The sequence below is a fragment of the Streptomyces misionensis genome (assembly GCF_007896895.1).
GTDB classification, from domain to species: Bacteria; Actinomycetota; Actinomycetes; order Streptomycetales; family Streptomycetaceae; genus Streptomyces; species Streptomyces misionensis_A.
In genome coordinates, this window is record NZ_VOGW01000128.1 from 8,994 (window position 1) to 22,016 (window position 13,023).

Annotated in this window: 8 protein-coding genes; 4 read left to right on the forward strand and 4 right to left on the reverse strand. The window is 71.1% G+C overall.

Going from position 1 to position 13,023, the window contains the following annotated elements:
* Positions 1–187: 187 nt before the first annotated feature.
* From FRZ03_RS22215 to FRZ03_RS22220, 3 genes are all read right to left on the reverse strand, one after another.
* Positions 188–1,363 (reverse strand): glutathione-independent formaldehyde dehydrogenase, encoded by a 1,176-nt coding sequence (locus FRZ03_RS22215; protein WP_146466910.1) that lies wholly within the window; start codon positions 1,361–1,363, stop codon positions 188–190.
* Between the two features lie 501 nt (positions 1,364–1,864).
* Positions 1,865–1,987 (reverse strand): hypothetical protein, encoded by a 123-nt coding sequence (locus FRZ03_RS40470; RefSeq protein WP_261399296.1) that lies wholly within the window; start codon positions 1,985–1,987, stop codon positions 1,865–1,867.
* Between the two features lie 332 nt (positions 1,988–2,319).
* On the reverse strand, positions 2,320–4,134 hold the full coding sequence (locus FRZ03_RS22220) for a bifunctional metallophosphatase/5'-nucleotidase (RefSeq protein ID WP_146466911.1): 1,815 nt from the start codon (positions 4,132–4,134) through the stop codon (positions 2,320–2,322).
* Positions 4,135–4,306: 172 nt separating this feature from the next.
* Here FRZ03_RS22220 and FRZ03_RS41260 point away from each other — a divergent pair, with 172 nt between their 5' ends.
* The 4 genes from FRZ03_RS41260 to FRZ03_RS22235 all read left to right on the forward strand — a co-directional run bounded on the left by FRZ03_RS41260 (position 4,307) and on the right by FRZ03_RS22235 (position 9,061).
* Complete coding sequence (locus tag FRZ03_RS41260) at positions 4,307–4,402, forward strand: putative leader peptide (protein WP_398660882.1); 96 nt, start codon at positions 4,307–4,309, stop codon at positions 4,400–4,402.
* A 225-nt stretch (positions 4,403–4,627) separates the two neighbouring features.
* Complete coding sequence (locus FRZ03_RS22225; RefSeq protein WP_146466912.1) at positions 4,628–6,046, forward strand: sulfatase family protein; 1,419 nt, start codon at positions 4,628–4,630, stop codon at positions 6,044–6,046.
* A 510-nt stretch (positions 6,047–6,556) separates the two neighbouring features.
* Positions 6,557–8,392 carry an FUSC family protein gene (locus tag FRZ03_RS22230; protein ID WP_186785559.1) on the forward strand — a complete coding sequence of 612 codons (1,836 nt, stop codon included), beginning with the start codon at positions 6,557–6,559 and terminating at the stop codon, positions 8,390–8,392.
* 132 nt (positions 8,393–8,524) lie between these two features.
* Complete coding sequence (locus FRZ03_RS22235) at positions 8,525–9,061, forward strand: cysteine hydrolase family protein (protein ID WP_146466913.1); 537 nt, start codon at positions 8,525–8,527, stop codon at positions 9,059–9,061.
* Positions 9,062–9,135: 74 nt separating this feature from the next.
* On the opposite strand, the gene FRZ03_RS22240 is transcribed toward FRZ03_RS22235, so the two are convergent.
* Positions 9,136–12,402: a lectin gene (locus FRZ03_RS22240; protein WP_261399297.1), complete on the reverse strand. Its 3,267-nt coding sequence runs from the start codon at positions 12,400–12,402 to the stop codon at positions 9,136–9,138.
* Positions 12,403–13,023 lie beyond the last annotated feature (621 nt).

A 13,023-nucleotide genomic window follows, 5' to 3' on the forward strand; every position in this document is an offset into this window, starting at 1 on the left:
TTCGCCAGACTCCTCCGCGACACCGCCACGACTCGAACCGTCTGACACGTGATGCGCGCCCCGGGCTCGACGAGCGCCCTGTCCCGCAGGCGACGACGGCCCGCCCAGCCCCGGCCGAAGCCGGGGCTGGACGCCACTTGTCGGCCGGCCGGTCCCGGAGGGCGGGCGGCCCGCGGCGCTGGTTCCTTTACCGCTTGTGACCGTTGCCGTGTCCGTCGGGATGCAGGACCACCTTGGTCCAGCCTTCGTCACGGGCGTCGAAGTGCTCGTAGGCGGTGGGGGCCTCGTCCAGGCTGAGCTCGTGGGAGACGACGAAGCTCGGCTTCGCCTTCCCGCCGGCGATCAGGTCCCGCAGCGCCCGGTTGTACTTCTTCACCGGCGCCTGCCCGGTCCCCATGTGCTGCCCCTTGAACCACATCATCCCGAAATCGATCGGCACCTTGCCCTGCGCCTCCAGCTCGCCCTGGGCCTTCGCGCCGCCGGGGTCCTGGGGCAGGAAGACACCCACCACGCCGATGTCGCCCGTGAACCTGACCGAGTCGATCAGGCCGTTGAGCGTGAGACTGGCGTCCTCGTGTCCCTGGGGGTCGTGCGCCTGGTAGCCGACGCATTCGCAGCCGTTGTCGGCGCCCAGACCGAGGGTGGCCTCCTTGACGACCTCCGCCGGGTTCTGCTCGGCGGTGTTGATCGGGATGGCCCCGATCTCCTCCGCCTTGCGCAGCCGGTCGGGATGGTGATCGGCCGTCCAGACGCGGCCGGCACCCTTGAGGAGGGCGGAGTAGGCCGCCATCAGCCCGACGGGACCGGCCCCGAAGACGATGGTCTGGTCGCCCGGTTTGACGTGGGCCATCTCGGTGGCGTGATAGCCGGTCGGGAAGATGTCGGCGAGCATCACGTAGTCGGTCTGCCGCTCGGCGGCGTCCTCCCCCAGACGCAGCGCGTTGAAGTCGCCGTAGGGCACGCGCAGCAGCTCCGCCTGGCCGCCCTGGTAGGGGCCCATGTCGGCGAATCCGAAGGCGGCTCCCGCGAGGGACGGTTCCGGCTGCATGGTCAGGCAGTAGTTGGTCAGACCCCGCTCGCACTGCTTGCAGAAGCCGCAGGCGATGTTGAAGGGCAGGACCACATACTCGCCGACCCGCACCTTGCGGACGGCCGAGCCGACCTCCACCACCTGCCCCATGTTCTCGTGCCCCAGGGTGCGGCCGGACTCGAACGAGGTGCGGCCCTCGTACATGTGCAGGTCCGAACCGCAGATGTTGGTGGCGGTGATCTTGACGATGATGTCGCAGGGATGCTCGATCTTCGCGTCCGGTACGTCCTTCACTGTGACCGTCCGCGGTCCTTCGTATACCGCTGCCTTCATGATGACTTCTCTCGGTGTCACGGCATGACCGCGGCACGGCGGTGATGAGACGACGCAAAGAGCCTGACTCTCGCAAGTACCACGACGGTGTCCGTGGCTCCGGCACGCCTCTGCGGGCCGTTCACCCGGATCAGGTGGAACGGTGGTTCTCGGGCGGAGCTTCGGCGCTCCGACGGTGTGCGGTGCGGGTCCCCGTCGACCTCCGACGCGAAACAACCCTTCACCGATCGATCAGCCGATTTTCCGTACCGGACGGCCACCGATCAAGGAACGCGTCTCCGACGCTGGTCACCGGCTGCTCACCGTCGTCCTCACGCAACCGCCGACGTCCCTGTTCGCGCTCGGCACAGGCGTCTGCCCGAATCACCTCGATCCCCTCAGGGAACCGAGCCTCCCTCAGACCCCGAGCGGTTCGGCGGAGGCCGTGCCGGTGGTGGCGCACCCCGGGCAGGCTGGGAGGCGGGGGCGGCCCGGAGGGACGGGCCGCCTGCCCGTCCTCGACTACTCGGCAGGTGCCTGCCGGCTGTGCTCCCTGAGCGACTTCTCGAGCAGCTCGGCGTCGTGGCCGAGGTCGGAGTCGACCAGTCGGCTGGTCCGGGCCGGCCCTGCCTCCTTGGCGGCCACCTCGGCCGACGGACACGACGCGCGGCGGAGATCCGTCGCCGTACTCGGCCGGGAGCGGAGGCCGCGCGACGTCCGCGCGGACGCGCTCGGTCCGGGCTCGGCGGGGTTCGAGGGCAGGGGCCGGGCCCGGTCCCGGGACTCCGGGCCGTAGCGGTACGAGGCCGCCGCCCGCGAGGACTTCCCCCGGCGGCTGGTGGAGCCGCGGGAACCGGCCGGCTCTTTCCGAAGGCCCAAGGCAGCCGCGGAACCAGCTTCACGACGCGGTTTCGAGGAGCCGGCACGGACGCCGTGGGGCGCCCGTGCCTCACGCGCTCGCTTCTCCGCTCGCGCGCCTACTTCACGACCGTGATCCGGTCGGCCGCCGGGGGCGCGATCGGCCTGTTCGCCGACGAGTTGGCCGTCAGATAGTCGTTGAACGCCTTCAGATCGTCCGCGCCGACCAGCGGATTCTTCCCCTTGCCCAGTTCGGTGAAGCCGTCGCCGCCGCCCGCGAGGAAGGAGTTCATCGCGACGCGGTAGGTGGCCGCCGGGTCGATCGCGGCCCCGTTCAGCCGGACGGAGTCGGTGACCACGCGGGCCGCGCCCGACTTGGTGAGGTCCAGCGTGTACGTCAGGCCCGTGGATATCTGCAGGATCTTCGGCGAGGCTTCGTTGGGACCGCTGACCTGCTGCTGGAGCGCGGTGATCAACTGCGCTCCGGTGAGGTCCACCAGGTTCACCGTGTTGCTGAAGGGCTGGACCGTGAACGCCTCGCCGTACGTCACCACGCCGTCGCCCTCGCCGCCGCTCGCCTTGTGCACCAGATCGGAGCGGATGCCGCCGGGGTTCATCAGCGCCAACGCGGCCTTGGGGTCGAGGGACTTGGCGTGTGCGAGCTGCGCGTCCGCGATCAGGTCGCCGAGCGGGGACTCGGGAGTGGTCGCCCCGCGCCCGTTGATGTCGCCGGAGATGTAGCCGACGGGCCGGTTGGCCACCGGCGCGGCCAGCGCGTTCCAGCGCGAGATCAGCGCCGTCATGTCGGCGGCCTTCGGCTGGGTGCGGCTGACCACGTGGTTCCCGGACTGCACGCTGGTGCGGACGATGTCGCGGGTCCGGCGGTCGTAGGTCAGCGTGGTGTCGGTGTACAGCTTGCCGTACGAGGACGCGGAGGTGACCATGCGCGGCCGGCCGGACGGGTCGGGGATGGTGCAGACGTACGCCTGGTGCGTGTGACCGGTGACCAGGGCGTCCACCTTGGGCGTGATGTGCTTCGCGATGTCGACGATCGGCCCGGAGATGCCGTCGCCGGCGCCCGGGGAGTCGCAGTCGTAGTCGTAGTCGTACGAGGCGGAGGCGGGCTCGCCGCCCTCGTGGATGAGCGCGACGATCGACTTCACGCCCTGCTTGTCGAGGATGTCCGCGTACTTGTCGACCGTCTCGACCTCGTTCCGGAACTTCAGCCCCTTGACACCCTCGGCGGTGACGATGTCCGGTGTGCCCTCCAGCGTCACGCCGATGAAGCCGATCTTCACACCGTCGTGCTTCCACACCCAGTAGGGCTTGAGGATCGGCTTGCCGGTCTTCTCGTTCGTCACGTTAGCGGCGAGATAGGGGTAGTCGGCGCCCTTGAAGGTCCGACCGGGCTCGTAGCAGCCGTCCTTGGGGTGGCAGCCGCCGTTCTGCATACGGGCGAGTTCGGTCGCGCCCTCGTCGAACTCGTGGTTGCCGACGCTCGTCACGTCCAGGTCGAGCTTGTTCATCGCCTCGACGGTCGGCTCGTCGTGGAACAGGCCCGACAGCAGGGGGCTCGCACCGATCACGTCGCCGGCCGCCGCCGTGACACTGTACGGGTGGCCCTCGCGCGCCGTGCGCAGCGAGGTCGCGAGGTACTCGACGCCACCTGCGTCGATCTTCTTCGTCGTGCCGTCCAGCCCGGTCTCGGTGACCTGCCCGGAGGAACCTGCCGGCGGCTCCAGATTCCCGTGGAAGTCGTTGAACGACAGCAGTTGGACATCGACGGTGCGGCCGCTGTGCCCGCCGAGCCCTCGGTGGGCCGCCGGTGATCCGCTTGCTGGGGTGGCGGCGGCCAGCGCACCGGCCGTGACCAGAGCAGCGCCGGCTCCGAGCATCCGGAGGACGCGCCGTCTCGGCTTGGTCGGGTGGGTCATGGGTCTCCCTCTGTGGCTACGAGGCGGTTGAAGCTGTGCGGAGCCTATGGTCAACGCGCGTAGCGTGAACAGGGGTTCACGGATCACGAGCGGATTGCACTCTCCGGTCGGACGTCCCACTGTGCGGACGTCGCTTGACGCGGCGCTTCCCCCGCTGGCAGCCTCCCTGGCCATGAGACTGCCGGCCGATCGTCGACGTGCGCATGCCGCGCTCGTGGAGCGGCGGCACGTCGACCTGTGCCGGCAGTCCAGCGCCCTCTGTCGCTGAGCCCACAGAGCTCTTCGCCCCCCGGGGGACCACTCACTGGTGACCAGCCTCCGGGTCACCCCTGGTGATCCGGGATTCCCGTGCACGGGGGCTGATTCCCGCACCCCTTCCGCATCCCCTCACACGCACACGGCCCTTGAACGCCGGCGCCGTGAGGTGTGCGCGGTGGTGCACCGCCCGCTGATCCGCGTCCCGTCACGAGGGCCGCCCGAACAAGGATGCCTCATGCCCGACATATCACGTGTTTCCCGTCGCACCTTCGGTGGTCTGGTGGGCGGTGGTGCGCTCACCGCCGTCGCCGGCCCGGCCGCCGCGGCGTCGTCCGCGACCACGCGGGAAGCGGCCGAGCGGCCCTTCCGGGCCAGGAGCGGGTACCGGCCCGGACGGCGGCCCAACTTCCTGTTCATCCTCGGCGACGACATGGGCTGGGCCGACCTCTCCTGCTACGGCGCCCCGCACATCCGCACCCCGAACCTCGACCGGCTGGCCCGCCAAGGAGTGCGCTTCACGGACGCCTACTCCGGCTCGGCGACCTGCTCCCCCACCCGGTTCAGCCTCTACACCGGCCGCTATCCCGGCCGCACCAAGGGCGGGCTGGCCGAGCCCATCGGCAGCAGGACGCAGGGCCTCGATCCTCACCACCCCACCGTGGCCTCGCTGTTGAAGCAGGCCGGATACGCGACCGCGCTGATCGGCAAGTGGCACTGCGGCTGGCTTCCGGATTACAGCCCCACCAAGTCCGGCTGGGACGAGTTCTTCGGGAACTTCGGCGGCGCACTGGAGTACTTCTCGAAACTCGGCCAGCTCGGCGACTACGACCTGTACGAGGGCGATGCCACCTACAAGGACCTGCGCTACTACACCACCGTCCTGACCGAGCGGGCGGTGGACTACGTGGGCCGCCGGCACGACCGGCCCTGGCTGCTGAACCTCAACTTCACCACCCCGCACTGGCCGTGGCTGACCGAGGGCGACGAGGAGACGGCCGCCGAGATCGCCGCGAAGATCCGCGCGGGGAACGTCCTCGGTGCCCTCCAGCACACCGACGGCGGCTCGGTGGACAAGTACAGGGAGATGGTGGAGAACCTGGACGCGTCGATCGGCGAGGTGCTCGCCGCGCTACGCCGCTCCGGGCAGGAGGAGAACACCGTCGTCGTCTTCGCCAGCGACAACGGCGGCGAGCGCTTCTCCTACCAGTGGCCGCTCAGCGGCGGCAAGTCCGAACTGCTGGAGGGCGGCATCCGGGTGCCGACCGTGCTGCGCTGGCCGGCCGCCGTCGACGGTCACCAGGTCAGTCACGAACCCGTCTACTCCCCCGACTGGACCGCCACCCTGCTGGAATTGGGCGGGGCCCGGCCGGACCCGGAGTACCCGCTGGACGGGCACAGCCTCGCCGGATATCTGCTGCGCGGGGAGGACGTCCCGCAACGCGACCTGTTCTGGCGGGTGCGCGGCAACCGCGCACTGCGGCGCGGCGGATGGAAGTACTACCAGGACGCCCAGGGCAGGGACCACTTGTACGACCTCGCCGCGGACGCCCGCGAGCAGGCCGACCTCGCCGCCGACCGGCCCGCGCTGCTCGCCGAACTCAAATCGGCCTGGGAGCGGATCGACGGCGCACTCCTGCCGTACTCGGCGGCCTGACCGGGCGGCCGGGGAACGGAGCGCGACGCGGCGCGCCGGGCTTTCGCATACCCGCCTCCGACCTGGCGTTCTTGCGGAAGCGGCGCCCGGTCCGGACTGAAAGTCCACGCCGCGTCTCCGGTCCGCAGGCCGCCGCGCGCCGCGAAGGGGTGACGGTCCCCCACGCCCGTTCGCCCGGCACCGACGATCACACTATCCGCCGGCGGCCATCGGCGGCCCGAGCGAGCCCGCGGCGCACCGGAAGGGCGGTCCACCGCACCAGCCGGCCACCGCGCGGCATCCTGCGGCCTGGCGCGAGCAGTTCGGTCCCGCCACCTGCCCTGGCGCACGACTTCGTGCTCCGGCTGCTCGCCGGCCTCGAGGGAACCGGCCGCAGCGGACACTTTTCACGTTCCCGAAACGTGATCGCCGCGTTCCCACCGAGAACGCCCTCTACCGTGGAAGCGCAGCACACCCGGCCACCGTCGTCCGAAGGCAACGCACAGCCCGCCCGCGTACGACAGGAGCCCCGTGTCCCGGCCCGCCGCACCCCTCTGGCTCGCTCACGCCCTGCGCGCCCAGCGCGGTCCCGTGCCCTGGAGCGCGGTGACCCGAGGTGCGCTCGCCGCCGGGCCGCTGCTGCTCGCCGGCGTCGGTACGGGACACACCGCTCCCGGTGTCCTCGCCGCCATCGCGGCGATGCTCGCCGGCATCAACGACCGGCCCGGCAGCCGCCGGGCCTCCGTCGAGCGGCTCGGGGTACCCGCGCTCGCGGGGGCGCTCGGGCTGCTCGCGGGGACGTATGCGGGGCGAGATCTGGCCGCCGTACCGCTGACCCTGGTGCTCACCCTGCTCGGGCTGGTCGCCGGGAGCATCAGCGCGGTCGGGGCCGTCGCGTCCGCCGCGGGAACGCAACTGCTCGTCGGTGCCGCGATCGGCGCCGGTATGCCGGCGGCCGAGAGCGGCTGGCAACGGGCGTTCGCCTTCCTCGCCGGGGCCGGCTGGCTGCTCGTGCTGCGGCTCGCTCTGCCCACGCCCGGTTCGTTCGCCGGGGACTTCCGGTTCGACGGGGAGAGGACGGCGGTGGCCGAGGTGTACGACGCTGTCGCCGCGCTCCTCGACGCCGTGGGCGGTGAACATGCCACCGCGCGGCGGGCCGCGCTCACCGCGGCCCTCGACCATGCCCAGGACGCCCTCGCCGGGCCCCGGCTGCGCCGGTACGCCGGCTCGGCCACCGAGCGCCGGTTGCACGCGCAGTTCGCGGCCGCGCTGCCCCTCGCCGAGGCCGCCACCGCTCTGTTCTGGTCGGGAAAGCCGGTGTCGGCGCGGGCCTCGGAAGGGCCCCGGCGGCTCGCCGCCGCGGTCCGCGGCAACACCGGCCCCGGCCCGCTGCCGGCCCCCCATCGGTCGGACGCCGCCCTGCGCGCCCTCGACGAGGCCCTGCTGCGCGCGGCCGATGCCTTCGACCGGGGTGAGGGCGCCGCCCGGCGGCTGGTCGGGCGCCGGCCAAGTGCCCGGAACGCACTGCGCGCGGCGATCGGCAGCGGCGGCCGCGAGTACGGGTGGCGGGTCTGCCTCTGCTTCGGGGCCGGCACCGCCATCGCTCAGGCGCTGCACCACACCCGCTGGCACGGCCAGCACTGGTACTGGCTGCCCGCCACCGCCGCCTTCCTCGTCAAGCCCGACCTCGGGCCGCTGGCTTCCCGAGTGCTGTGCCGGGCCGCCGGGACCGTGCTGGGCGCCCTGGTGTTCGCGGGGCCGGCCGCGCTGCTGCCCCGGCCCGCCGGGCTGATCGCACTGGTCGCGGTGTGCGGGGCGCTTGTTCCCGTCGCCACCCGGCACTTCGCCGCGCAGACCACCGTCGTCACCGTCCTCGTCCTCGCCCTGGTCATGGTCGGCGGCGAGCCGCAGGCCTGCGTCAGCCGGATCAGCGAGACCCTGCTGGCCTGCGCGCTCGTGCTCATCACCGGGCATCTCCCGATGCCGGGGAAGCGCGGCGGCAGGGTACGGGCGCGGCTCGCAGCGGCCGGGCGTGCCGCGCATGCCTATCTGGTGCACGTCCTGGGCGAGTACGACGACCGCGCCGAACGGTGGGCGCTGCGCCGGGAGGCCTACCGCACCCTCGCCGAGGCCCGTACCGCCATCGCCCTCGCCGCCGCCGAACTGCCCGCCCTCGCCCGGCACACGGCGGGCGCGGACGCCGTCGCGGACGTCCTGGAGCGACTTGTCGACACCACCACGGCCTGTGCCGTCCACCTCGACGACATGGGCCGGCTCACCCCCCGGCATGTCCGACAACTGCGGTCTTCCCTGGACGAGTTGGGGTTCCCGGAGGGCGAGGTGCCGTTGCCGGCCGCCGCGGGCTGACCGGCCCGCCGGCCGAGCGACAGCCAGGGCGCAAGAAGGCGCGGACCGGAAGGGGAGCGGTTCACCCGGCGCGCGTCCGCCGAGGGCACCGCCGGCTGATGCGCACCCGCGAAAACTGGGAACCCGGTGCGGATGGAGAACACCGCACTGCTGGTCATCGACATGATCAACACGTACGACCACAAGGACGCCGACCTGCTGATTCCGTCGGCCCGGACCGTCGTACCGGTCGTGGCGGACCTTCTGGGGCACGCCCGGGACCGCTCGGCGCCGGTGATCTATGTGAACGACAACTTCGGCCAGTGGCGATCCCATCACGGAGAGCTGCTCGACCAGGCCCTGGGCGGGCCGCACAGCTACCTGGTGAAGCCCTTGAAACCCGACAGAGACTCCCTCTTCGTGGTGAAGGCCCGCCACTCCGTCTTCTTCGAGACCCCGCTGGAGTACCTCCTGCGACAGCAGGGCATCGACCGGCTGGTGCTCACCGGGCAGGTGACCGAGCAGTGCGTGCTCTACTCGGCTCTCGACGCCCATATCCGTCACTTCGACGTGATCGTTCCCAGGGATGCCGTGGCGCACATCCACGAGGACCTCGCTCACGCCGCGCTGCGGATGATGGAGCGGAACATGGGCGCGCACGTGTGCACGAGCAAGGACCTGTGGAGGTGAGCACGGCATTGCGGCGGACGGGCTTGCGCGCACGCACGCCGCGGCGGCCCGCCGTCGTCAGTGCCCTGCGGGCCTCACCGGCCGAAGCCGTAGGCGAACAGGTGGTCGCTGCCCGACGAGCCCGTCACCGGCAGGGTGATCGAGGCCACCTGCTTGGCCGCGTCGAGCGGGATCTTCGTGGCGAAGACATAGGTCTTCACGCCGTCCCGGCCGCCGCTGCCGGTGTTCCGGTAACCGGTCGTCACGGCCGTGGTGTCACCCGCCATCGGCTTCGTGGAACCGGCGTTGAGCGTCCAGTCCGAGAAGCCGACCACCGCCTTGTCGGTGGTGCCGTCGGTGTAGGTGACGGTCAGCGTGCCCGAGACCCCGCTGCCGTCGGTCGGCGCGTTGGTCGCCGTACCCAGCAGACCCAGTGACGCTCCCGACGTACCGGCCGGCATCGGAATGGTCTGGCCGGCCATCTCCAGGTTGTCCAGCTGACCGGACGCCACCGCCGGCCAGGTGTAGGGGACGCCGTCGACCGTGAGGGTGGAGCCGCTCCTGGCGCCGGCCGCCGACAGCGCGTTCTGCGAGAACGCCCAGCCGTCGTTGTCGAAGCCGCCCGAGAAGGTGGCGCCGTCGGGGTAGATGCCCTCGTTGGTGTCGTACGGCCACAGTTCCCCGGCCTTGGCCACGGCGACCCGGAGGGTCGCGCCATTCAGTGCCGCACCGGTGCCGTGGTCGGTCAGCGCGAAGGTGACGGGGAACGTCCCCTCGGCCGTGCCCGCCGTGACGTGGACCTTCGCCTCGGCGCTGCCGGAGGCGGGCACCTTCAGCGAGCCGGTCGCCGGGGCGAGCGTGACACCCGATGGCGCCGTCGCCTTCCAGTCGACGGTGACGTCCTTGCCGCCGAGGTTGGTGAGGCCGAGCGTGCCGTCACCGGAGGCGCCCGGCTGGAGCACCAGGCCGTCGCCGGTCGGACCGGCCGCGGCCAGGACGCGGTCCCCGCCCGTGGTGTCCGACGGCGGCACCGCCGACGGGTCGGAGGCCCAGGACTTGTCCGGCCGGGTGCCGAGGGTGAAGTCCAGGGTGCCCGCGCCCTTGAACTGCCCGTACGTCAGCCAGGGGGCGTTCCACTCCTTGCCCTTGACGTCGAGGGACTGCACGTACGGCGCGTCGGGCGCCGCCTTCGGCGCGTTGATCCGCACCGTCCTGCCGCCGGCGGGCGTCACCTGCGCCACCGGGAAGGCCGGGCTGCCGAGCACGAGGGTGTCGGTGCCCGGGGTCTCCGGGTACATGCCCAGCTCGGACCAGACGTACCAGGAGCTCATCGCGCCGAGGTCGTCGTTGCCGAAGGAGCCGACCGGGGCGTTGAAGTACAGGTCCCGCTGGGCGGCGCGGACGGCCTCCTGGGTCTTCCACGGCTGACCCGTGTAGTCGTACTCCCAGGGGATCTCCACACTGGGCTCGTTGCTCAGGTTGGCGTCGGTGTTGCCGGGGTCGGTGATGTCGTCGAGCAGGCTGTCCAGGTAGGACGAATACGCCTGGTCACCGCCGCGCGCCTGGATGAGCTGCTTCAGGTTGAACGGGACCATCGGCGTGTACTGGGCAGACGTGCCCTCGACGAAGCCGTTGGAGGTGCCCGGGGTGAACCCGGCCGCGAACCGGCCGTCCTTGTCCTTCGCCTGCATGTACCCGGTCTGCGGGTTGAAGACGTTCATCCAGTCCTGGGCGCGGGCGGCGAACTTCTGGTAAACGGCCTTCTCGCCCAGCGACTTGGCGAAGGCGGCGAGGGCGTAGTCGGCGGAGTCGTACTCCAGCTGGGTGGAGACCGGGCCGTAGAAGTTGCAGCACCCGTAGTCCTTCTCGTCCAGCGGGAGGTAGCCCTTGGCGTCGCGCACCGACTCGCCGGGGCGGTCGTTGTTCGGGACGGTGGCCTCGTGCCGGAGGGCGGCGAGCGCCTTGTCCGTGTCGAAGCTCCGGGCGCCGAAGGCGTACGCGTCGGCGATGATGCCGGCCGCCGGGTCGCCGACCATGACGTAGCTCTCGCCGTTATTGGAGGCCCACTTGGGGAGCAGGCCCGTCTGGTCGTAACCGTTGAGCATCGAGGTGACGACGTCGCTGGTGACCTTGGGTTCGGCCATCGCCATCAGCTGGGTCTGGGAGCGGTAGGTGTCCCAGCCCGAGTAGTTGGCGTACTGGGCCCGCTGCCCCTTGGCCAGCTTGTGGATCTGGTTGTCCATGCCCATGTACTGGCCGTTGTCGTCCGAGAAGACGTTGGGGTGCAGCAGCGCGTGGTAGAGCGCCGTGTAGAACTGCACCTGCTGGTCCTTGGTGCCGCCGCCGATCCGGATCCTGTCCAGCACCGCGTTCCAGGCGTCGTGGTTCGCCCGCTCCACCGCGTCCAGGTTCCAGTTCCCGATCTCGGTGGCGAGGTTGTCCGCCGCGCCCGCGTCACTGGTGTACGAGATGCCGACCTTCGCCTTCACCGTGGGGTTCGAGGAGGTGTTGAAGGTCAGGTACATCCCGTTCGCCCCCGTGGTGGGCGGCTGGGCGGCCTTGCCCGTGGTCGAGGGCGAGGGCGTGGCGCCGGTGCTCGGGGCCGGGGACGGCGTACCGGAGGACGTGCCGGCGCTGCCGTGCACGGTCGGGGAGGGGGCCGCGGGCACGGTGAAGTGCTGTTCCTTCAGCCGCTTCGACGGGTGCGGCTGCGCGTTCTGCCTGACCTGGCCCGCCTTCAGCGAGGTGGCGTCGGGGTTGATGGTGCCGCCGACCCAGGTACCGCTGCCGGTGAACGGCTGGTCGAACTTGATGTCGAAGTGCAGGGTGTACCGGTTCTTCGCGCCGCAGAAGTGGCCGCTGTCGACGGAGCCCTTGATCTCCTTCTTGTTCACCACCTGGACGCGGGTCCCGTCCACCTGGGTGGCGCCACCGCTGAGCTTGAACAGCAGGTTCGCCTGACCACCCGCCGGGAAGGTGAAGGAGCCCAGGCCGGCGCGGGTGGTGTCGGTCAGCCGGGTCGTGACGCCGTTCGCGTCGGTGACCTCGTACGACCCGATGCCGGTCTGCTCGTCGGCGTGGCTGAAGCCCACGGACGCGTTGCCGAGGTTGCCGGAGAGCGTGCCGGTCACCGGAAGGACGGGCAAGTCACCCGCGACACCGCAGCCGGGTCCCGAGACATGGGTGAGGCTGAAGCCCGAGATCTTCTTGTCGTCGTACTCGTAGCCGCCGCCCGAGGGCCGGTCGGGCGTCGTGTCCGGACCCCACTGCACCATGCCGGCCGGCATGTCGGGGCCTGGGAAGGTGTCCACCTCTCCGGAGGTGCCGATCAGCGGGTTGACGAGGGACGCGGGATCTTTCACCAGGGCCGGCGGCGCGGCACTCGCGGCGTACGCGCCCCCGATCGCCGGGAGCGGGAATGCCGCGAGGCCCAGGACGGAGATCAGGGTCAGGCGTTGGCGGAATCTCTTTCGATCACGTGGCGCGGCTGAACGTCGGGGTCGGACCATCGGTTGCCTCCGCAGCGTTTCGTGCTTCGCACAGGTGCTGATGTGCCGAAGGGCAGGGCGTCGGTGAGGGCCTCGGTGCCGGGCGCCTCGACCGGCCGCCTGACAACGTTGCCATTCACAGGTGTCGAGTGAAACGCCTGGGCTCACGACGTGTCAACGAGGCCAACAACAGTTTCTGAAAGCGAAGTTCGCGGTGCGGCGGCCGACCTGGTGGTGTCGCGGCCGCGGCCGAAGCCCACCGGACGCCTGATCGGCTGACGCAGGCCTTGGTGAACTGGGGTTATCCGGGGTGGACTTGGGTCGGACCCTTCGTGCACCGACGGCTTGGCCCCCTTGACCCGACGAGCCGGAACCCGGCACGGCCCCTTGGGCACCTCGAGTGGCGGACTCCTCTCTCCGTGCCGCCCTCAGGGGCGTGGAGGACCATCGAAGCGACGGGCCGCTGATCGCCTCGACGCTCCTTGAGCAACGGCG

Bases quoted from the DNA above. Each gene is read 5' to 3' on its own strand.
- FRZ03_RS22215 (WP_146466910.1), bottom strand. From the start codon at position 1,363: ATGAAGGCAGCGGTATACGAAGGACCGCGGACGGTCACAGTGAAGGAC.
- FRZ03_RS22220 (WP_146466911.1), bottom strand. From the start codon at position 4,134: ATGACCCACCCGACCAAGCCGAGACGGCGCGTCCTCCGGATGCTCGGA.
- FRZ03_RS41260 (WP_398660882.1), top strand. From the start codon at position 4,307: ATGAGACTGCCGGCCGATCGTCGACGTGCGCATGCCGCGCTCGTGGAG.
- FRZ03_RS22225 (WP_146466912.1), top strand. From the start codon at position 4,628: ATGCCCGACATATCACGTGTTTCCCGTCGCACCTTCGGTGGTCTGGTG.
- FRZ03_RS22235 (WP_146466913.1), top strand. From the start codon at position 8,525: ATGGAGAACACCGCACTGCTGGTCATCGACATGATCAACACGTACGAC.